The organism is Mesorhizobium sp. 43Arga, from assembly GCF_053714255.1.
Map to the genome: position 1 here is coordinate 24,644 of NZ_JBSKBO010000011.1, position 19,402 is coordinate 44,045.

A 19,402-nucleotide genomic window follows, 5' to 3' on the forward strand; every position below is an offset into this window, starting at 1 on the left:
CGCCAAACAAGACGCGTAAACAGGGGCTTGCCCTCCAATTTGGTGTGCCGACCAGAATTATCCTCAGGCCGACATAAACAAGGTATTTACTTCCCAGATGCCGACTTTCATGTATCGTCGGCGGAAATTACTGGGCGCCGGGGGGCACTTATGAAACGGTACTTCCTACCGCTATTCCTGCTCGTCGCGGCTTTGTCGCTTTTTGCGATCGTCTCTAAAGCCGATACCAACCATCACCCAATTTGCGATAAGGGTGGAGCGGCCGCGGACTGCTACAAACCCGAAAACTTCGTTCAGAATCGCTTGTGCAACGATCCCGGCAAGAAACTGTGTTTCGGGACTGCGGACGACGGTTGGGACACGGATCGGATGGGGAGCCTCCCGGGACTGTGGCCGGAGCCATTCGAATATGCCGCCATCGAGTATCAAACCGACTTGCCAGGAGAGGCAAAGCGCTTTGAACCACCACAAGTAGATGCGGTGGTTGCACACATAAACGAGATGGTGCATTCCAATAAATCCGTGTTGCTTGTCGTCTTTGTTCATGGCTGGCATCACTCCGCGCGAGAAGACCGCAACGATTTGGAGAAGAATGGTGAGCCTGAAGTCGGCTCTACCGGGGCTTCTCTCCAGGACGGCAACCTTCTCTATTTCAAACACATTCTGGCAAAGAGCAGCCATGAGCTTACGGTGCGAAAAAATCCGCAGCATGTGCTGGGGATTTACATCGGCTGGAACGCAGGTCCAGAGAATGCCTACCTGAACATCGGCGCACGCGCTCGCGCGGCTGATCGTCTGGGCAATTCGGTTGATTTCGCCACGGACATGCAAAAGCTGAGAGATGCTCTTGGGCCCGATCCCAACAACAGGATGCTTGTGCTCGGCCATTCCTTTGGCGGACGTGTTTTATCGCGCTACATGCTCCGCCAGATTTCCAAGGAACACAATTGGGAGCCGCTCGGCTCTCGAAGTCTTGTCGCTACGATCAATCCCGCGATCGGCGCGGACGCCTTCGACGACGTTATGAACACACCGATCGACGAAACGAAGCCGCTGCCATCCTGGATCAACCTGACCTCGAAAGACGACCCGGCAACGGGCTTTGCATTCCGGGTAGCGGCATCCCTTGGCCGCGCTGCCCTGGTGGGCTGGGGCGTCTCGGATAAGGTATTGGCACGCAGCGCCTATTCCGCGATCGGCCATTTCAGGCCTTACCAGACACATAGTCTGGCGCTGCGACATGTGCCGTCCGAGGATAAGCCTTGCAGCGACAGCGTCAATTGTACCGACCATTGCCCTTTGGCGAGGACGATCGAGAACGAGAAGCTTTTTCTTCCGCCTGTTGGCCGCCAGACCTTGTGGTACGAGACAGCGGACAATCCTCGGCCTCTGAAGTATTTAGCCGGCGCGGGATGCTCATCAAAATTCTATTTCACGACGCTGACTGCAGCTTCCCATCCAGTGCCTGGGCGGCTGTGGAACATCACCACCGATCGCAACATGATCGATGTTCAGCCGTCAGAAGACGGTAAGAGGGCGACATTCGCTCGTCACAACGCATTTGTCCAAACGAGCCTGGTGAGAATGCTGATCGAGATGCTGTTCGCTAAACAGCCTGTCCAATCCGGCGCCGGCTGATAGCTGGCACCAGGCCGGCGCTCGGAGCGTGCGGCAGTCCGCCAGATTGCTGGCGGGCGGCAATCGAGCCGGCCCGCGAGCAGATCCTATGCCCGCTTGCCGAGGCGCATCCTGATAGGTTCCTCGACGGCTGCCCGATGGCTCGATGCATCAGAGCCGCCGATGAGCACGATCTGATCGATCGGCTTGGGGCGGCCGAGGAAATAGCCTTGCGCCTCGTTACAGCCTTCGACCTGCAGGATGGTGAGCTGGACATGGGTCTCGACGCCTTCGGCAAGCACCGGAATGTCGAGGCTGCGCCCCAGCGTCAGCACGGCGCGGATGATCGCCTTGGCCTGCGGGCTGCGCTCGACATCGGCCATGAAGGAACGGTCGAGCTTGATCTTGTCGAACGGAAACGAGCGCAGCGTGTCGAGCGAGGAATAGCCGGTGCCGAAATCGTCGATAGCGATCGTCACGCCGAGCGCCTTGATCTGGCGCAGCACGTGCAGCGTGCGCACCTTGTCGGCGACGATGGTCGATTCGGTCAGCTCGAGCTCGAGGCGCTTCGGCGACAGGCGGGTCTCGATCAGGATCTGGTGGACGAGCGTGGCGAGATCGGCATGGGCGAACTGCACCGGCGACAGATTGACCGCGATCTTGTGGCCATTGTCCCAGGAGGCTGCCTGGCGGCATGCGGTGCGCAGCACCCATTCGCCGATCGCCAGGATGGAGCCGTTCTCCTCGGCGATCGGAATGAATTCGGCCGGCGGGACCATGCCGTGCACGGGGTGCGTCCAGCGCAGCAACGCCTCGTAGCCGCACGTGGCGCCGGTCTGCACCGAGGTCTGCACCTGATAGTGCAGCGACAGCTCGCCGCGCTCAATCGCCTGGCGAAGGTCGGTGGCAAGCGTGCGGCGCGCCCGCGCCGTCTCGTCCATGACCGATTCGTAGAAGCAGACGGCCCGCGTCACGTCGTTCTTGGCCCGGTACATGGCGAGATCCGCATTGCTGACCAGCCTCTCCCGGTCCGCCCCATCACGCGGATAGACGGCAACGCCGATGCTGGCACCGGTCACGGTCTCGAAGTCGTCGATCCGCAACGGTTCGAACAATGATTTCTCAAGGCGCGACACGAGGCCGAGCAGGTCGTTCTGGTCCTTGAAGCGCTTGATGGCGGCAAATTCGTCGCCGCCGAGCCGGGCGACGAACTCGCCATCGCTGGCCAGCTTCGCCAGCCTGCGGGCGATGATCTTGAGCGCCTGGTCGCCGGCGGCATGTCCCCTGAGGTCGTTGATTTCCTTGAAACGGTCGAGGTCGATGACGATGACGGCCATCATGTCCTGATCCTCGCGCGCCCGCTCGATCTCATGGTCGAGGCGGTCGTTGAAGGAGACCCGGTTGGCAAGGCCGGTGAGCGCATCGTTGAGGGCAAGATGCTGCAGCCGCTCGAAGCTCTCGAGCCGGCCGCGTTCGTCGATCAGATAGCTGGCAAAACCGGTGGCGGCGACGATCAGGCCGACCACGGCGACCGCGACGGCCATCGCTTCGAGGATATCGGGATTGGTGCCCGTTGTTATGAACGAGATCGGCGTCACCGCCACCGCCGCCATCGCCGTGAAGTGCAGGCCGACGATCGCCAGCACCAGCAGGCCGATGCCGAGATAACGCGACCAGCGGTGCGGCCGGCGCACCGCCTGGCCGACCGCCACGGCGGAGAACGCCATCGCGATCAGCACCGAGGCGACGACGTAGAAGGCGTCCCATTCGACGATGCCGGCCACGTGATAGGCCATCATGCCGGTATAGTGCATGGCCGAGATCGCCAGCCCAACGGCACAGCCGCCCCATTCCGGCGCCAGGCCGCGGCCTTTGTCGAGCGCAAGGCCGAAGCCGGCCCCGGTTCCGACCATGGCGATGACCAGGGAGATCATGGTGAGCGCCGGATCGAAGGTGATCGGCGCGCCGGGCTGGTAGGCCAGCATGGCAATGAAATGCGTGCACCAGATCGAGGAACCGGCCGCGACCGCGGTCAGGAACAGCCATCCCCGCATCTGCACGCCGACGGTTTTCCTGGCGCGGTCCAGGAGGCCGATCGTCACCCAGCAGCCGGTGACGCACATCAGCGCCGCCAGCAGGACGAGCCACAGATTATGCTCCGTGACGATGCATGATATGACGCGCATCAGCAATGGTCCAAGCACGAGGACGCCCGTGACGAACGGGCAAAAGCCGCTTCGCCACCGTTGCGTGGCCAGGGCAATTCTGTGTCGCCGGTCTAGCGGCAGGACATGAAAACTTGCTTAAATCCCGGGCATAAATGCAGCCCATGATTGTAGCGGGTTGTTTTCCCAGGGGGTATGATCGCGAACCGAAGCACCGCGCCTGCGAAAAGCATGGCGCGGTTTTCACGCCCTCGCTTCCCTTCTGGATCAGCGGTCCGGCGTCGCGCGTGCTTGCTCGCTTTGCCGTTCCTGCTAAAAGGCGCTCCGACAATGCGCGACGCCTTGCCCAGGCGTCCGCCACCGACGGAGCAGAAATGTCCAAGACCAAAGACGTCAAGAAAGTCGTGCTCGCCTATTCCGGCGGCCTCGACACATCCATCATCCTGAAATGGCTGCAGACCGAACTCGGCGCCGAAGTCGTCACCTTTACCGCCGATCTCGGCCAAGGCGGCGAACTGGAGCCGGCACGCAAGAAGGCCGAGATGATGGGCATCAAGGACATCCGCATCGTCGATGTGCGCGAGGAATTCGTCACCGATTTTGTCTTCCCGATGTTCCGCGCCAACACCGTTTATGAAGGGACCTATCTGCTCGGCACCTCGATCGCGCGGCCGCTGATCTCCAAGCACCTCGTCGAGATCGCCAGGGAGACCGGCGCCGATGCGATTGCCCATGGCGCCACCGGCAAGGGCAACGACCAGGTTCGTTTCGAGCTGTCGGCCTATGCGCTGAACCCCGACATCAAGGTCATCGCGCCGTGGCGCGACTGGTCGTTCAAGTCGCGAACCGACCTGATCAACTTCGCCGAGCAGCACCAGATCCCGGTGGCCAAGGACAAAAGGGGCGAGGCGCCGTTCTCGGTCGACGCCAACCTGCTGCACTCCTCTTCCGAAGGCAAGGTGCTCGAGGATCCGTGGAGCGAGCCGCCCGAATTCGTCCACCAGCGCACCGTTTCACCGATGGACGCGCCGGACAAGGTCACCGAGATCGAGATCGAATTCCTGAAGGGCGATCCCGTAGCGCTCAACGGCAAGAAGCTGTCGCCGGCAACCATGCTGGCCGCCCTCAATGACCTTGGCCGCGACAACGGCATCGGCCGGCTCGACCTGGTCGAGAACCGCTTCGTCGGCATGAAATCGCGGGGAGTGTATGAGACCCCCGGCGGCGCCATCCTGATCGTCGCGCACCGCGCCATCGAATCGATCACGCTCGACCGCGGCGCCGCGCACCTCAAGGACGAGTTCATGCCGCGCTACGCCGAGCTCATCTACAACGGCTTCTGGTTCTCGCCCGAGCGGCTGATGCTGCAGGCGATGATCGACAAGAGCCAGGAAGACGTCGAAGGCACGGTGCGGCTGAAGCTCTACAAGGGCAATGTCATGGTAACCGGCCGCAAGTCGAAGAAGACGCTCTATTCCGACGCTCTGGTCACCTTCGAGGACGATCGCGGCGCCTACGACCAGAAGGACGCCGCCGGCTTCATCCGCCTCAATGCGCTGAGGCTGCGCACGCTGGCCGCGCGCAACCGTAAGGGCTGAAATCCAGACGGCGGCCTGGCGCTTTGCCAATCCACGTTCAAGAAACCCGGCGGAGACGCCGGGCTTTTATTTGGCATCGCTAATATAGGCAAAATAAAGCCGCCCGTAGTCGGTTCCTGTTTGACCTTTTGGCGGCTTCATTTAAGTTCATTTGCGGGTTTGGGGGTTTTGACAGTGAAAAATAGCCTTTCTCTTCTGCTCGGCGCGGTCGTCGTCTTGATAGTATGCCAGTCCTCACACGCAGGCGCGAAGCGTGACCCGAAGGTGGATATGAACCAATGTATCGCCTCCGCCCGCACATCGGACCTTACGTTCAAGCATGACATGGCTTTGTTCATGGGCGTCTCGCAGGAGCGCATGCCCGCTTTGTTTTGCCAGCGTCTTGCCGATGGGGTACGCAGCGGCCGCATCAGCTATTCGGACATCAACAGACTGCAGCTCGACCAGGCGACCGAAATCTGGATGGTCCTCAAGGGCAAGCCAAAGCCGGCTAAGGTCACGCAATCCCAGGCGCCGCGGTCGACCAACTTTCGCAACTGCAGCGGGATTGCCGGCGCCTTCCAGGTTCCCGTTTCCCAGAAATGCCCGATAAGCGGCTATGCCAAGCTCGACCAACCGACCAAAATCGATATGAAGGGCAGGCCAAAGGCGGCTCCTCCAGCACGGCGAAACGCCAAATTCCGTACCTGCTCAAATGTTTACGCCGGCACCTTCGAGGTTCCCGCTTCCAAGACGTGCCCCTCGGGCGGCGGCTAATCGCAAGCTACCGGAGTTCCGACGGTGGTCGAGGGCACGCCAAAGGCGGCGGCTACCACTCCGAGGAACTCAGCACTCCCGTTTCCCGGAAATGCCCGTTGAGCGGCTACGCGCATCGTTGAGGGGGATTTGGCGGGATCGAACCTGGTCGTTCGAGCAATTGGGTTTCAATCCTGGTCCATGACCAAGAGCCCGGCGCATGGCCGGGCTCTTGCCGTCGAACAGAGCTTTCAATCAGTCGCCGTCGATCGCCGTGGCGATGCGCACGATCGCCTGCTGGTAGACGTTCGCGTCATTCCAGCCGGCAATGGCGCCGATATTGTCCGCCGCGCTCGCGCCCCGCCGCCAGCCATGGGCCTTGAGGAAGTTGGCGGTGGAGGCCAGTGCTGTCGCCTTGTCGCGCAGGTTGCCGCTGCCCACGCCATATTTCAGGACATTCCCGGGCAGGAACTGCGTATGGCCGATCTCGCCATGCGCGGCGCCGACCGACGAGGCGCTCAAGGCACCGCGATCGACCAGCTTCAGCGCCGCAATGGCGTGCGGGTGGAAGAATTCCGGGCGGCGGCAATCATAGGCGAGCGTCAAAATGGCCGAGACCGTATTCTGGTTGCCCATGGACGAACCGAAGCCGGTCTCCATGCCCCAGATGGCCAGCAACACGCCGGGCGACACGCCGTAATTGCTCTCGATCTGGCTGAACATCGCCGCGTTCGCCTTTTTCAGCGAACGGCCCTTGGAAATGATCGCCTCGCCGCCACGGCGCTTCATGAAGGCATCCACCGAGCCGCTGAACGCCTTGTGAATGCCGCGGTCGACGGAAATTGTCTTTGTCGCGTAAGTGGCGCCGGCCAAGGCGGCCAAGCCCTTCGCGCCCACACCTTCGGCTTTCGCCTGTGCGGCGAAGCCCGGCTTCCAGGCATCGAAGCCCGCACCGGTGCTGCCACAGCTGGCCGCCGCCTGGGCGCCCGTCGCCAGCCCAAGCACGGCCACCATCGCGGCCGCTAAAATCCTACCCTTGGCAAGAAATGCCATGTTGTTCTCCTGATTGCCTGATTCACGTCCCATCTGCGAATTTGCCAGCGAAACGTGCATTTGTCACCGTCCGCGGCACGATGCTGGCGAATGCCGGGGAATTTGCCTACGATCAAGTGATTATTGTGGCGGGGTCGAAACAGCCATGGAAGACGTTGATGTCGCATCGGCGGCAGCGCCTGGGCCAACGCCCGGCATTCCGGCGTGCCTTTCGACATCGGCGGCGTGATCATCGGCGGCGCGGCGGGGCCTGCCACGGCCGGCGCCCTGCAGGCGATGGGCGGCTTGCGGCGAAATAGCATCGAAACATGCGGAACGCCGGTCGGCGATTGGCGTTGGGCACCTGCCGCCCGACACGACAGGCTAGCTCTGAGGTTTTGAGACCGACATGAAACTCTTCGACTGCCCGCATTGCGGCCACCGTCTCTACTTCGAGAACGCGCAATGCCTGAACTGCTCCAGCCTCGTGCTCTATGATCCCGAACACGCCCGCTTCGCCCTGTCGGGCGCCGACGGCATCTTCCAGTGCACCAATGCCGATGAATGCGCCTGCAACTGGATGGCCGAACCGGGGCAGGGGTTTTGCCGCGCCTGCGGGCTGAACCAGCTGATCCCCGATCTCTCCGTCGACGGCAACCGCCGCCGCTGGATCCGGGTCGAGGCGGCCAAGAAGCGCGCCATCTATTCGCTGCTCGCCTTCGGCCTGCCGGTGGCGCCCAAGCAGGGGCCCGCGGACGAGGCGGGCCTCGCCTTCGACTTCCTTGCCGATCCGATCGGCGGCGGACCGGGCGGCGAACGCATCCTGACCGGCCATGACAATGGCCTGATCACACTCAATGTCGCCGAGGCCGATTCAGCCGAGCGCGAGAAGCGCCGCGTCGAGATGGGTGAGAATTACCGGACGCTGCTCGGCCATTTCCGCCACGAGCTCGGCCACTATTACTGGGATCGCCTGATCCGCGACGATGCGCAAAGGCTGGACGCTTTCCGCGCTTTGTTCGGCGACGATCGCGCCGATTACGAACAGGCGCTAAAGACTTATTACGCCAACGGTGCGGCGCCCGACTGGCAGCAAAACCACATCTCGGCCTATGCCACCTCGCATCCCTGGGAGGATTGGGCCGAAACCTGGGCCCACCATCTGCACATCACCGACACGCTGGAGATGGTCCACGCGCTGAACTTCCCGCTCGGCCGGCTGGAGACGGTGGAAGCCAATGATTTGCCGCGGGGCGACACCGGCGGCGAACTGCAGGCGGCCCCTTCGGAGCCTGCCAACACACCCGAGCCGTTCGAAAAGATCCTTGCCCGCTGGCTGGTGCTGTCGGAAGCCTCCAATTCGATCAACCGCTGCATGGGTCTGCCCGACCTCTATCCCTTCGTCATTTCTGACGTGACGGCGCGAAAGCTGGCCTTCGTTCACGAGCTTTTGACCGGTTTGTCACAAGACGTGGGAACAAATCGTGAGTTGGCGCGGGCGTTTTAGCCGGAACGCATGCGCCGCTGCTCCGTTTTCACCGCCGAGGGACCATGAAAACGGAGTGAGACCATGAAATCCGTCTTGTTGCCCGCGATCGCCGGGATGATGACCGTGATGTCGGGCGCGGCTTTTGCCGACACCGCCGTCTCGGCCGTCACCGATCTTAACGTGCGTGCCGGCCCCGGACCGCAATATCCTGTCATCGGCGTGCTCGCCGCCGGCCAGTCGGCGACGCTCAATGGCTGCATCGAAAACAGCAAATGGTGCACCATCGCCGAAGCCGGCGGCCAGGGCTGGGTCTATTCCGACTATGTGACGGCCGATTTCAGCGGCAGCCGGGTGATCCTGACGCAGCGCCCGCACGGTTCCAGCGTGGCCATCGTCTCGCCGCCGAAAGACATCGGCAATTATTCGACCGACTATACGGGGGCGATTGTCGCCGGCGAGCCGGCCGAGGACGCCTTTCCCCCGCCTCCGGCCGAAGTCCGCACTTACGTCGATACCCATCGCCTCGACCCGGTCTATCTCGACGGCGAGGTAGTGACCGGCGCGACCCTGCCCGACACTGTCGAGCTGCGCGAAATTCCCGACTACAGCTATCGCTATGTCTATGTGAACGGTCAGCCGGCGCTGATCGACCCGCAGACGCGGCGCATCATGTACGTGGTGCGTTGACAAAAACCAGCGGTCGCCAAGGCGGCCGCTGGCGACACTGGACAGTCGATCCGCGGCACCCCGAGCAGCGCCTGGTCGCTTGGAGTTCATTGCGCATTGATCTCGGACGAATAGCGATTCCGATTCCCGAGGCCACCGGCTAGATCAAAAGCGATGGATTCAGGTGAGGGACCGAGCGTGACGATCGACGACACTGCCTTCGAGCGCTACCGCCAGTCGCCGAACGCCAGGACGACCTTGCCGCGCCTGTTCCTGGGAATGCTGGTCGTCGTCGTATTGTGGGGCGTCACCACCGCGGGCGTGCTGTATGGCGGCGCCTATGCCTTCTTCACCTGGCAGACACCGGCGACTCTTCCCGCCGACGGAGCGATGCAAGGCTTCCTCGCCTCGCCGATCGGCATCCTCACCGCGCTCGCCTCCTTCGCCGGCATCTGGATCGGACTGGGGATCGCCATGCGCTGGGTGCATGGAGAACCGCTGTCGGCGCTGCTCGGCGCCAGCCGGCGCGTGTCGTGGCCGGATTTCCTCAAGGGACTGGTCGCGGTGCTGATCACTTCGGCTCTGTCCGAAATCCTGCTCTATCTGCTGCAGCCCGGGCTCACGCGTGGCACGATCAGCCTGTCGTCCTGGCTGCTGTTCGCGATCCCGATCGTCGCGCTCACTCTGCTGCAGACGTCCTCGGAAGAGGTGCTGTTTCGCGGCTATCTGCTGCGTGGCCTGGCCAACCGGTTCAGGAGCCCGTTGATCTGGGCGCTGCTGCCCGGACTCCTGTTCACCTCGCTGCACTGGAGCACCGCCTCGTCGCTCGCCATCAACGTCTGCGTGCTGGTCTCGATCGCTGCTTTCGCGCTGCTTCTGACGCTCGTCGTCTACGCCACCGGCAATCTCGGTGCCGCGCTCGGCACCCATCTTGGCAACAACCTGACCGGCTTCCTGCTGATCTCGCATCAGGAGAGCTACAATTCCTTCGCTCTGTTCACCGCCAGGCCGCTCGAAGGGCCGGGCTGGATGATGTCGGATGCCATCCTCATCGCCCTTATCGGCATCGCCTGCAGCCTGCTGACGATCATGCTGCTGCTGCATTCCCGCTCGCCGCTCAGGATCACGGCCGAGCTTCCGGACGCCAAGAGCGCGGTCTGATCGCGGCGCAAGCAACGGCGCCGCCTGGCCCTTGTCTTGACTCTTCAGCCGATTTCCTGTCTACACGCCTCGAATTCCGCGACGAGTATCCCTCCGAGCAAGCCGACCAGGACGCCGAAGCCTCTTTGAGGCCAAGTGCTGTAAATCGATCCTGGAGGCCAACACCCGGCAGCGCAATGCGCCCCCGGGTGCTTTTTGGCTTTGCGCTTGCACGGGCTTTTGCTTGGACACTTGGCGCGAACGCATTACTTCTCGGATCGAACCCCGAACCGAGATCGAAGGACGATAGATGTTTGAATCGCTGCAGGAGCGCACAAGAGGCGTGGAGGGCCATCGGCCCGACAGGGATCACTATGAATCCAAGGCGCTGTCGCGAGACGGGTTGACCAATGTTTGACTCCCTACAAGAGCGCCTTGGCTCCATCCTGAACGGCCTTACCGGCCGCGGCGCGCTTTCCGAGGCTGACGTCTCGGCGGCGCTGCGCGAGGTGCGCCGTGCGCTGCTCGAGGCCGACGTGGCGCTGGAAGTGGTGCGGTCCTTCACCGACAAGGTGCGCGAGAAGGCCGTCGGCGCCGCGGTGCTGAAGTCGATCAAGCCCGGCCAGATGGTCGTCAAGATCGTCCATGACGAGCTGGTCGACATGCTGGGCGCCGAGGGCGTCGCCATAGACCTTAATGCGCCGGCCCCCGTCGTCATCATGATGGTCGGCCTGCAGGGCTCCGGCAAGACGACCACTTCGGCCAAGATCGCCAAGCGGCTGACCGAGCGCCAGAACAAGAAGGTCCTGATGGCCTCGCTCGACACGCGGCGGCCCGCCGCGCAGGAGCAGCTGCGCCAGCTCGGCGAGCAGACCAAGGTCGCGACGCTGCCGATCATTGCTGGCCAGAACCCGGTCGACATCGCCAAGCGCGCCGTGCAGGCGGCCAAGCTCGGCGGCCATGACGTCGTCATCCTCGACACCGCCGGCCGCACCCATATCGACGAGCCGCTGATGGTCGAGATGGCCGACATCAAGAAGGTGTCGAGCCCGCACGAGATCCTGCTGGTCGCCGATTCGCTGACCGGCCAGGACGCCGTCAACCTGGCGAAAAGCTTCGACGAGCGCGTCGGCATCACCGGCCTTGTGCTGACCCGCATGGACGGTGATGGCCGTGGCGGTGCCGCGCTTTCGATGCGTGCCGTCACCGGCAAGCCGATCAAGCTGATCGGCACCGGCGAAAAAATGGACGGGCTGGAGGAATTCCATCCCAAGCGCATCGCCGACCGCATCCTCGGCATGGGCGACATCGTCAGCCTAGTCGAAAAGGCCGCCGAAAACATCGACGCCGAGCAGGCGGCGGCGATGGCCAAGAAGATGCAGTCGGGCAAGTTCGACCTGAACGACCTCGCCCAGCAGCTTCAGCAGATGTCGAAAATGGGCGGCATGGGCGGCATCATGGGCATGATGCCCGGCATGGGCAAGATGAAGGACCAGATGGCCGCCGCCGGCCTCGACGACAAGATGTTCGGCCGCCAGCTCGCCATCATCTCCTCGATGACCAGGGCCGAGCGCGCCAATCCCGATATTCTCAAGCATTCCCGCAAGAAGCGCATCGCCGCCGGCTCCGGCACCGATGCCGCCGAGATCAACAAGCTGTTGAAGATGCATCGCGGCATGGCCGACATGATGAAGGCGATGGGCGGCAAGGGCAAAGGCGGCGGCCTGATGCGCGGGATGATGGGCGGCCTCGCCTCCAAGATGGGCCTCGGCGGCATGATGCCTGGCGGTATGGGCGGCATGGGCGGCATGCCCGATCTCTCCAAGATGGATCCCAAGCAGCTCGAAGCCTTGCAGAAGCAGGCGCAGGCCGCCGGCCTCGGCGGCATGAAGGGCCTGCCCGGCGGACTTCCCGGCGGCGGCCTGCCAGGCCTGCCCGGCGGCATGAAACTTCCGGGGCTTCCCGGCCTCGGCGGAGGCGGACTGCCAGGCCTTGGCAAGAAGAAGTGAGAATACGGATGAACGAAGAAAAGGACATGGCCGACGCCCGCACCATCCTGGCCGGCTACCGCGCTTCGATCGACAACATCGACGCTGCCCTTATCCACATGCTGGCCGAGCGCTTCCGCTGCACCAAGGCGGTCGGCGTGCTGAAGGCCGAGCATGGCTTGCCGCCGGCCGACCCGGCGCGCGAGCAGCAGCAGATTGCCCGTCTGCGCCAGTTGGCCAAGGACGCGCATCTCGACCCCGATTTCGCGGAGAAATTCCTCAACTTCGTCGTCCGCGAAGTGATCCGCCACCACGAACAGATCGCCGCTGCCAACGGCGTGACGAAAACCGGCTGACCGGTGCATGTCGCCCAAAAGTGCTTAGCGGTTTTGGGACAACGACATGCACAAACAAAAAATTCAGCCGAAACCATATCAACGAAATCAGAGCTTTTAGGAGATAAAGAAATGGCACTGAAGATCAGACTGGCCCGTGCGGGCTCGAAGAAGCGTCCTTACTACCACGTCGTCGTCGCCGACGCCCGTTCGCCGCGTGACGGCCGGTTCATCGAGTCGCTGGGCTCGTGGAACCCGCTGCTGCCGAAGGACGGCGAGCGCGTCAAGGTCGACGCCGACCGCGTCAAGCACTGGTTGTCGCACGGCGCCCAGCCGACCGACCGCGTGCTGCGCTTCCTCGACGAGGCCGGCCTTGCCAAGCGCGACGCCCGCTCCAACCCGAAGAAGGCCGAGCCGGGCAAGAAGGCGCAGGAACGCGCCGCTTTGCTGAAGAAGGCGCAGGACGACGCTGCCGCCGCCGTTGCGGCCGCTTCCGCGGCACCGGCCGAGGCGGAAGCCGCCACCGCCGAATAAATATCGCTTCATCGCATCGACGAAACGGCGGGCCTGCGCCCGCCGTTTTGCTATTGTCCAGCAATGCCATGGCGGCATTCAGGTTGGTTGGATGAGCGAACGGCCCGTCACCGAAGAAATCCTGTCCGGCGGCGTTGCCGGAACGCTGCTGCGATGCGCTGACGCCACGACGGGCGTCGTGGTGCTGAGCGGAGCGAGCGGCCGTGTCGACGTCGCCCGCGCACGGCTGTTTGCCGGCGAGGGCGCGTCCGCCCTGGCGCTCCAGTGGTTCGGCGGCGAAGGCCAGGTTCCCGGCATATGCGAAATCCCCCTGGAGACTTTTTTCGCCGCGACCGACCATCTTGTCGGATTGGGCTGCCGGCGCATCGTCTATGTCGGAACGTCCAAAGGCGCAGAGGCATCACTGCTTGCGGCGGCGTTTGACCCGCGCATCGACGCCGTGATCGCGATCAGCCCGACATCGGTGGTCTGGGGCAATATCGGGCCGGGCCGCGACGGCATCAGTTGGCCCGAGCGGTCGTCATGGACGCTGAAGGGGCTCCCGCTCCCATTCGTTCCGACCGAACCGAACTGGCGCGCGAGCCATGTCGATGGCCTTGTGTCCTACAGGGGGCTTTTCCAGCACTGCCTGGCAAGCTTCGAGCAGGAAGCGGAAAGGGCCGCCATTCCCGTCGAAGCTATCTCGGCGAAGCTTGTGCTGGTCGCGGGCGGCGACGACGCGCTTTGGCCATCGCTCGATTTTGCCCGGTCGATTGTTCGGCGTCGCGAAGATGCCGGAAAGACCACGCGCCTCGTTTCGAGCGGCCACCGCATTCTCTTGCCGGGTGAAACCACGGTCCGCATTGCACGCCCATGGCGGCAATGACCAAGCCGATGTAAGTCTCGGCCGCGACACCTGGGAATTGATCCGAGACCTGTTGTAGGGCGATCTCTGACGGAGACGGCGGGCCCATGCCCGCCGTTTTGCTGTTTTCAGTGCTGGTCGCCGCTCAATAGCCGCTTGGGCAGCGGTCGACATAGACACGGCCGTTACGGTCGCGATAGCGGCATTGGCCACTTTCGCTGGCGTGCCCGATCAGGGCGCCCGCAATGGCGCCAGCCGCGCCTCCGACGATAGCCCCCTGGGTCGGATTTCCGGCCACGGCCGCGCCGATCGCCGCACCACCAAGGCCGCCTACCGCAGCGCCTTTTTCCGTTTGCGAGCATGCGCCCAGCGCCGTCGTCAACACGAGAATGGTCAAGATTTTCTTCATTGTCGCTCCTCTCACATGCGGATCGCCGTCTCGCCGCCAAGGGCTTAACTCTCAGACGGCTAATTTGATCCCGAGAAGAATGAAGATCGCGACACCACCCGCTTGGACAAGCAGTGGCGCCCCACGCCGGTCATGCCTCGGTGTTGCGCTTCAGATTGGCGAGGCCGACCTCGAAATCCCGGCCGATAAGCGTGTCGAAATTCATGAACAGGCCCATGAGCTTGGCGATGAAGGGCCGGCTGCCGCGCATCGCCCAGGTCACGGCGGTCGTGTCGCCCGATGGCGTCAAGGTGAAGTCGACACTGTTGTTGGCCCGGAACGGCTTCTCGAAATCGAGCTTGAGCGCGACCAGCGAGGACGGCACCGAATTGACGATCTCCATGCGCCCCTTGCCGGCCTTGCCATTGCCTTCCCAGGCATAGGCGGCACCCTTGCCGCTTTGCGCGCCGGAGAGCGTGCGCTTCATGTTGGGGTCGAGCTTCTCGTAGGGCGACCATGTCGGCCAGCGGCTGAAATCGTTGATCAGCGGGAAGATCGCCTCCGGCGCGGCCTTGATGGTGGCCGTGCGGGTGACGACGAAATCATTCGGCCGTGTCGCGGCATAGATGAGGATCGCGGCGATGATGACGACGAGGATGATGAAGATGGTGCTGAACATTTTTCTCTCTCTGAAAAATTACCTGAAAAACTATCGGCTGAACGGGATCAGCGCGCGCACCTTGGGGTCGCGCAGATAGAGGCCGCCCCACAGGATGATGCCGAGATAGACGCCGAACAGCGTGTGCGAGAACAGCGGATTGCCGATCCGCGCGTTGGTGGCGATGGCCCCGCCCATATAGGCGGTAAGCAGGATGGCGCCGAGCACCGATGTGCGCGGCAGCGCGTAGAGCGCGGTCGCGATCAGGCCGATGACGCCGAGCAGGCGCGCGACATTGGCGTCGGCCGGCCAGCCGAGCGGCACCATCGTCTGGGTGACGACATCGAGCGGCGGCAGCTTGATGGCACCGTCGAAGATCATGAACAGGATGATGAGGCCGCTGAGCACGCGGCCGGTCCACAAGGCGCCGGACGAGGCAGGCGCGGTTTCGGAAATGCTCATCGGTGTTCCCTCCTGATGGTTCAACCCCTTTTCGCCGGGGTCGAACCAAGGACGCGGCATGGGGCTGTGATCCGACACGGTCCGGAATACTTTTTGGTGCCGGTGGTAGTGCCTTCGTCATCCTCGGGCTTGACCCGAGGATCCATGCCGCGACGTTTCGGCCAATCTCGAAGGGCGGAACCCGGTGTCGAGCACCTACGAGAAATAAAACTTCTCCGCCGGCAGCATTTTCGGCGGCACCTCCCCCAGCGCCTCGAACACCGAGATCTCGCAAACGCGGCACAGGCCGTCGAGCGCGAGGTCGTTGGCTTCGGTGCCGAACGGGTCCTCGAGTTCCTCCGAAAGCGCGTCGAGGCCGAAGAAGGTGTAGGCGATCAGCGCCGTGAACAGCGGCGTCGCCCAGCCGGTGGTCGAGATCAGCCCGATGGGCAGAAGCAGGCAGACGATATAGGCCGTGCGGTGCACGAGCAGCGTATAGGCGAAGGGCAAGGGCGTGCCGGCGATCCGCTCGCAGCCGGCCTGGATGGCGGTGATCGACGCCAGCCTTTCATCGAGGATGCGGAAGCCGATCGGATCGACTTCACCCGCCCGGCGCTGTGCATTGGCGCGCCGCCCCATGCGCCTGACCATCTCGTCGGCCGGATTGGCGAAGCTTGCTACCGTCTCCGCCTCGGTTTCGATGAAGGCGCGGGCGTCCTTGATGCTGTCGGTCTTGCGCAACTGGCCGCGCAGGAAATGGCAGAAGGCCAGCGCCTCCATCAGCAAGGCGCGCTGTTCGGCCGGATCGGGAAAGAGACTGGTCGTGGCGCGCGCCAGGTTGCGGATTTCGAAAACCAGCGTGCCCCACAGCTTGCGCGCTTCCCACCAGCGGTCGTAGGCGGCGTTGTTGCGGAACGACAGATAGATGGACAGCGTCACGCCGACCAGTCCGAAAGGCGTGATGTTGAAGACGCCGAGATCGAGCGCGAACCATCGCGCCAGGCCCAGGATGACCGCCGAATAGACAGCGAACCCAAAGATCTGCGGCAGGATGCGCGGCACCACGGAGCCGCGCATGATGAAGAACAGCTGCAGGAAGTTGGGGCGCGGGCGAACGATCATGGACGGGCCTTTCACGGACCGGCATCGGCCCTCAGCGCCTCTATTGTGCGATGCGACGGATCCGCAAGCCCGGCCGCCAGCGACATCGCCATGTCGTGCGCGTGGACTATCGGCATGTGCCGGTTGCGGATATTGAGAAGCCCGTTGCCCGTTCCTGTTCAGGCGAGAGAAATGACCGGCGAGACCGATCTGAAGACATTGCTGGCATCGATGACGCCGGAACTGCTCGACGGCATCCATGTCTTCGCCACGCTGGCGCCTGGGGTTCCCCGGCCGAAGAACCTCGACCCGGTGATGGTGTTTCGCGAGCGCGAGGGCACGACGCTGATCGTGACCGAGGACGCGGCGAAGGCAGCCGGACTGGCCACCTCGTTCCGCTGCCGGATGATCACGCTGAACATCCACTCATCGTTGGAAGCCGTCGGCTTCCTCGCCGCCATCACCAAGCGGCTGGCTAGCGCCGGCATGGGCGTCAATCCGGTCTCGGCTTTCTACCATGATCATCTGTTCCTGCCGGCGGACCGGGCCGAGGAGGCGCTAGAGCTGCTGCGGCAACTGCAGGCGGATGGCGCAGGCTGAAATTATAGCAATGCCTCAGTTTGAATTCTGTTTCGTTGTCATTGCAACTGTCACTGAGATTGTAAAATCTAGAGGCCGATGAACATTAAAAATCCTTCGGTCCATACGATGTTTCCTTGCCCATCAACTTTCCAAAACACCGATGAGTCGGTGCGATATAAAGAATAAAAACCATCGGCTTCCAGTGTATAATTTGCCACTCGAATGGAATTATCTTTTTCGCAACGCGGTCCGAGAACGAAGCCTTGGACCACAAGGGTTGCCGAAAGCTTGCTTTCAGAGGTGCCGGGGGGAAACTGCTGACGCAAACGCCCATCAAGTTCCGGCGAGAGCGCAAGTGCTTGTTTGTCGACCGGGGCTGGACGTGGACAGCCCCCGTACAAGCCGCCTCGGGCCGAGGCTCCTTCTAGCAGAGGCGGAAGCGCTGGCCCGCATGATGTTGTTGCCACACAGCCGATCAAGCAGAACGTGAGCCGAAACAAAGCGACTGTTCTGGTCACGCCTATCCTCATAGATGCAATCTCAGTGAAGCATTCTCATGATAGGCCAATTCTTGATGCCAGCAACTGAGCCCTGCTGACATTCAAACTGATTAGCATCGACGCAAACGAACCAATGCCCGAACGCAACACGACCTTTGGCGTTGTCGCTCACATTATAAGTCCGCGACCGCGGGCCGCCGGTCTTCCGGCGCCCCCGCGGAGGGCCCGCCGCGGCAGCGGCGGTGCGGCCCGTGAGCGGAATTAAGCCGCCTTCTTCTTCGGCTGGATCAGGCCGCGCTCGACGAGGAGCTCGGCGATCTGCACCGCGTTGAGCGCCGCGCCCTTGCGCAGATTGTCGGAGACGACCCACATCGACAGGCCGTTGTCGACGGTCGAATCCTCGCGGATGCGCGAGATGAAGGTGGCGTCCTCGCCAGCCGATTCCAGCGGCGTGATGTAGCCGCCATCCTCGCGCTTGTCCAAGACCTGGCAGCCCGGCGCATCGCGCAGGATGTCGCGCGCCTCGTCGGCGGTGATCGGCTTCTCGAACTCGATGTTGACCGCTTCCGAGTGGCCGATGAACACCGGCACGCGCACGCAGGTCGCCGTCAGCTTGATCTTTGGGTCGAGCATCTTCTTGGTTTCGGCGACCATCTTCCACTCTTCCTTGGTGAAGCCGTCGTCGAGGAAGACGTCGATATGCGGAATGACGTTGAAGGCGATGCGCTTGGTGAACTTCTTGACGTCGACCTGGTCGGCGACGAACACCGCACGGGTCTGCGTGAACAGCTCGTCCATGCCTTCCTTGCCGGCGCCCGACACCGACTGGTAGGTGGCGACGACGACGCGCTTGATGGTGGCGACATCGTGCAGCGGCTTCAGCGCCACGACCAGCTGCGCCGTCGAGCAGTTCGGGTTGGCGATGATGTTCTTGCGCGTGAACAGCGAGATCGCGTCCGGATTCACTTCCGGCACGATCAGCGGCACGTCCTGGTCATAGCGGAAGGCCGACGAATTATCGATGACGACGCAGCCCTGCTTGCCGATCTTCGGCGACCATTCCTTGGAGACATTGCCGCCGGCCGACATGACGCAGATGTCGGTGTCGGAAAAGTCATAGCTGTCCAGCGCCTTGACCTTCAGCGTGCGGTCGCCGAACGACACTTCCGTGCCCTGGCTGCGCCGCGACGCGAGCGCCACCACTTCGCTTACCGGAAAGCCGCGCTCTTCCAGTATGTTGAGCATTTCCCGGCCCACATTGCCCGTGGCGCCGACGACTGCAACCTTGAAACTCATAAAGATCTCCTGTCCCTCTCCGCTTGGTTTTTTGGAGAAAACCCGCCGGCCAATGCGGGTTCCGTCCCCCGGGCCGAACCCGGGAGAGGGTGGTTAGGCCAAGGGAATCACACCGTTTTGGTGGTGGTTTTTTTGGCCGTGGTTTTGCTGGAACGAGGGGACGCGCCGACGCGCCCGGCCCAATGGTTCGCATTGAGGCTAGGGGCGTCGAATGCAAGAAGAGCCATCAAAAGGCCGCGCATCGAAAAACGATCCCGTTCGAAGCGGGCTTTTACGCGGTTTGCGGCAGGAGT

At 62.9% G+C, this 19,402-nt stretch carries 18 protein-coding genes and 1 pseudogene; 11 read left to right on the forward strand and 8 right to left on the reverse strand.

Annotated features, from left to right (window positions below; all coding sequences use genetic code 11):
* Nucleotides 1–150 precede the first annotated feature (150 nt).
* Nucleotides 151–1,638: a hypothetical protein gene (locus ACWGS8_RS29340; protein WP_454584202.1), complete on the forward strand. Its 1,488-nt coding sequence runs from the start codon at nucleotides 151–153 to the stop codon at nucleotides 1,636–1,638.
* 86 nt (nucleotides 1,639–1,724) lie between these two features.
* Here the strand turns inward: ACWGS8_RS29340 and ACWGS8_RS29345 are convergent, their stop codons facing one another.
* Nucleotides 1,725–3,803 (reverse strand): putative bifunctional diguanylate cyclase/phosphodiesterase, encoded by a 2,079-nt coding sequence (locus ACWGS8_RS29345; RefSeq protein WP_454584203.1) that lies wholly within the window; start codon nucleotides 3,801–3,803, stop codon nucleotides 1,725–1,727.
* Between the two features lie 353 nt (nucleotides 3,804–4,156).
* On the opposite strand from ACWGS8_RS29345, the gene ACWGS8_RS29350 reads away from it, so the two are divergent.
* On the forward strand, nucleotides 4,157–5,380 hold the full coding sequence (locus tag ACWGS8_RS29350; protein WP_454584204.1) for an argininosuccinate synthase: 1,224 nt from the start codon (nucleotides 4,157–4,159) through the stop codon (nucleotides 5,378–5,380).
* 120 nt (nucleotides 5,381–5,500) lie between these two features.
* Nucleotides 5,501–6,136, forward strand: coding sequence for a hypothetical protein (locus tag ACWGS8_RS29355; protein ID WP_454584205.1), 636 nt, complete (start codon nucleotides 5,501–5,503; stop codon nucleotides 6,134–6,136).
* Nucleotides 6,137–6,370: 234 nt separating this feature from the next.
* Here the strand turns inward: ACWGS8_RS29355 and ACWGS8_RS29360 are convergent, their stop codons facing one another.
* Nucleotides 6,371–7,168, reverse strand: a complete 798-nt coding sequence (locus ACWGS8_RS29360) for a lytic murein transglycosylase (RefSeq protein ID WP_454584206.1) — start codon at nucleotides 7,166–7,168, stop codon at nucleotides 6,371–6,373.
* Between the two features lie 388 nt (nucleotides 7,169–7,556).
* Here ACWGS8_RS29360 and ACWGS8_RS29365 point away from each other — a divergent pair, with 388 nt between their 5' ends.
* The 7 genes and pseudogenes from ACWGS8_RS29365 (at nucleotide 7,557) to ACWGS8_RS29395 (ending at nucleotide 14,222) form a co-directional block, all read left to right on the forward strand.
* On the forward strand, nucleotides 7,557–8,654 hold the full coding sequence (locus ACWGS8_RS29365) for a zinc-binding metallopeptidase family protein (RefSeq protein WP_454584207.1): 1,098 nt from the start codon (nucleotides 7,557–7,559) through the stop codon (nucleotides 8,652–8,654).
* A 63-nt stretch (nucleotides 8,655–8,717) separates the two neighbouring features.
* Nucleotides 8,718–9,323, forward strand: a complete 606-nt coding sequence (locus tag ACWGS8_RS29370) for a DUF1236 domain-containing protein (RefSeq protein ID WP_454584208.1) — start codon at nucleotides 8,718–8,720, stop codon at nucleotides 9,321–9,323.
* A 153-nt stretch (nucleotides 9,324–9,476) separates the two neighbouring features.
* Nucleotides 9,477–10,463 carry a CPBP family intramembrane glutamic endopeptidase gene (locus ACWGS8_RS29375; protein ID WP_454584209.1) on the forward strand — a complete coding sequence of 329 codons (987 nt, stop codon included), beginning with the start codon at nucleotides 9,477–9,479 and terminating at the stop codon, nucleotides 10,461–10,463.
* A 389-nt stretch (nucleotides 10,464–10,852) separates the two neighbouring features.
* On the forward strand, nucleotides 10,853–12,451 hold the full coding sequence (ffh, locus tag ACWGS8_RS29380) for a signal recognition particle protein (protein WP_454584210.1): 1,599 nt from the start codon (nucleotides 10,853–10,855) through the stop codon (nucleotides 12,449–12,451).
* An 8-nt stretch (nucleotides 12,452–12,459) separates the two neighbouring features.
* On the forward strand, nucleotides 12,460–12,786 hold the full coding sequence (locus ACWGS8_RS29385) for a chorismate mutase (protein WP_019862096.1): 327 nt from the start codon (nucleotides 12,460–12,462) through the stop codon (nucleotides 12,784–12,786).
* 111 nt (nucleotides 12,787–12,897) lie between these two features.
* Nucleotides 12,898–13,299 carry a 30S ribosomal protein S16 gene (gene rpsP / locus ACWGS8_RS29390; protein WP_447256322.1) on the forward strand — a complete coding sequence of 134 codons (402 nt, stop codon included), beginning with the start codon at nucleotides 12,898–12,900 and terminating at the stop codon, nucleotides 13,297–13,299.
* Nucleotides 13,300–13,390: 91 nt separating this feature from the next.
* Nucleotides 13,391–14,222 (forward strand): annotated as a pseudogene (locus tag ACWGS8_RS29395) (acyl-CoA thioester hydrolase/BAAT C-terminal domain-containing protein).
* A 66-nt stretch (nucleotides 14,223–14,288) separates the two neighbouring features.
* Here the strand turns inward: ACWGS8_RS29395 and ACWGS8_RS29400 are convergent.
* From ACWGS8_RS29400 to ACWGS8_RS29415, 4 genes are all read right to left on the reverse strand, one after another.
* Nucleotides 14,289–14,552: a YMGG-like glycine zipper-containing protein gene (locus ACWGS8_RS29400; protein ID WP_454584211.1), complete on the reverse strand. Its 264-nt coding sequence runs from the start codon at nucleotides 14,550–14,552 to the stop codon at nucleotides 14,289–14,291.
* Nucleotides 14,553–14,682: 130 nt separating this feature from the next.
* Nucleotides 14,683–15,210 carry an SRPBCC family protein gene (locus ACWGS8_RS29405; protein ID WP_454584212.1) on the reverse strand — a complete coding sequence of 176 codons (528 nt, stop codon included), beginning with the start codon at nucleotides 15,208–15,210 and terminating at the stop codon, nucleotides 14,683–14,685.
* Between the two features lie 30 nt (nucleotides 15,211–15,240).
* Entirely contained in the window at nucleotides 15,241–15,651 is a 411-nt protein-coding gene (locus ACWGS8_RS29410) for a DoxX family protein (protein ID WP_454584213.1), read from the reverse strand.
* A gap of 195 nt (nucleotides 15,652–15,846) precedes the next feature.
* Nucleotides 15,847–16,752, reverse strand: coding sequence for a bestrophin family protein (locus tag ACWGS8_RS29415; protein WP_454584214.1), 906 nt, complete (start codon nucleotides 16,750–16,752; stop codon nucleotides 15,847–15,849).
* A gap of 171 nt (nucleotides 16,753–16,923) precedes the next feature.
* Between ACWGS8_RS29415 and ACWGS8_RS29420 the strand changes: the two genes are divergently transcribed.
* The gene (locus ACWGS8_RS29420) at nucleotides 16,924–17,331 is read left to right on the forward strand and encodes an ACT domain-containing protein (RefSeq protein ID WP_454584215.1); all 408 of its coding nucleotides are present in this window, start codon (nucleotides 16,924–16,926) and stop codon (nucleotides 17,329–17,331) included.
* Between the two features lie 68 nt (nucleotides 17,332–17,399).
* Here ACWGS8_RS29420 and ACWGS8_RS29425 read toward each other — a convergent pair whose 3' ends face one another.
* Together ACWGS8_RS29425 and ACWGS8_RS29430 are read right to left on the reverse strand one after the other, a co-directional pair.
* Entirely contained in the window at nucleotides 17,400–17,831 is a 432-nt protein-coding gene (locus ACWGS8_RS29425; protein ID WP_454584216.1) for a hypothetical protein, read from the reverse strand.
* A gap of 243 nt (nucleotides 17,832–18,074) precedes the next feature.
* Nucleotides 18,075–19,109 (reverse strand): aspartate-semialdehyde dehydrogenase, encoded by a 1,035-nt coding sequence (locus tag ACWGS8_RS29430; protein ID WP_454584217.1) that lies wholly within the window; start codon nucleotides 19,107–19,109, stop codon nucleotides 18,075–18,077.
* Nucleotides 19,110–19,402 lie beyond the last annotated feature (293 nt).

Bases quoted from the DNA above. Each gene is read 5' to 3' on its own strand.
- ACWGS8_RS29340 (WP_454584202.1), top strand. From the start codon at position 151: ATGAAACGGTACTTCCTACCGCTATTCCTGCTCGTCGCGGCTTTGTCG.
- ACWGS8_RS29345 (WP_454584203.1), bottom strand. From the start codon at position 3,803: ATGCGCGTCATATCATGCATCGTCACGGAGCATAATCTGTGGCTCGTC.
- ACWGS8_RS29350 (WP_454584204.1), top strand. From the start codon at position 4,157: ATGTCCAAGACCAAAGACGTCAAGAAAGTCGTGCTCGCCTATTCCGGC.
- ACWGS8_RS29360 (WP_454584206.1), bottom strand. From the start codon at position 7,168: ATGGCATTTCTTGCCAAGGGTAGGATTTTAGCGGCCGCGATGGTGGCC.
- ACWGS8_RS29365 (WP_454584207.1), top strand. From the start codon at position 7,557: ATGAAACTCTTCGACTGCCCGCATTGCGGCCACCGTCTCTACTTCGAG.
- ACWGS8_RS29370 (WP_454584208.1), top strand. From the start codon at position 8,718: ATGAAATCCGTCTTGTTGCCCGCGATCGCCGGGATGATGACCGTGATG.
- ACWGS8_RS29375 (WP_454584209.1), top strand. From the start codon at position 9,477: ATGGATTCAGGTGAGGGACCGAGCGTGACGATCGACGACACTGCCTTC.
- ffh (WP_454584210.1), top strand. From the start codon at position 10,853: ATGTTTGACTCCCTACAAGAGCGCCTTGGCTCCATCCTGAACGGCCTT.
- ACWGS8_RS29385 (WP_019862096.1), top strand. From the start codon at position 12,460: ATGAACGAAGAAAAGGACATGGCCGACGCCCGCACCATCCTGGCCGGC.
- rpsP (WP_447256322.1), top strand. From the start codon at position 12,898: ATGGCACTGAAGATCAGACTGGCCCGTGCGGGCTCGAAGAAGCGTCCT.
- ACWGS8_RS29400 (WP_454584211.1), bottom strand. From the start codon at position 14,552: ATGAAGAAAATCTTGACCATTCTCGTGTTGACGACGGCGCTGGGCGCA.
- ACWGS8_RS29405 (WP_454584212.1), bottom strand. From the start codon at position 15,210: ATGTTCAGCACCATCTTCATCATCCTCGTCGTCATCATCGCCGCGATC.
- ACWGS8_RS29410 (WP_454584213.1), bottom strand. From the start codon at position 15,651: ATGAGCATTTCCGAAACCGCGCCTGCCTCGTCCGGCGCCTTGTGGACC.
- ACWGS8_RS29415 (WP_454584214.1), bottom strand. From the start codon at position 16,752: ATGATCGTTCGCCCGCGCCCCAACTTCCTGCAGCTGTTCTTCATCATG.
- ACWGS8_RS29420 (WP_454584215.1), top strand. From the start codon at position 16,924: ATGACCGGCGAGACCGATCTGAAGACATTGCTGGCATCGATGACGCCG.
- ACWGS8_RS29430 (WP_454584217.1), bottom strand. From the start codon at position 19,109: ATGAGTTTCAAGGTTGCAGTCGTCGGCGCCACGGGCAATGTGGGCCGG.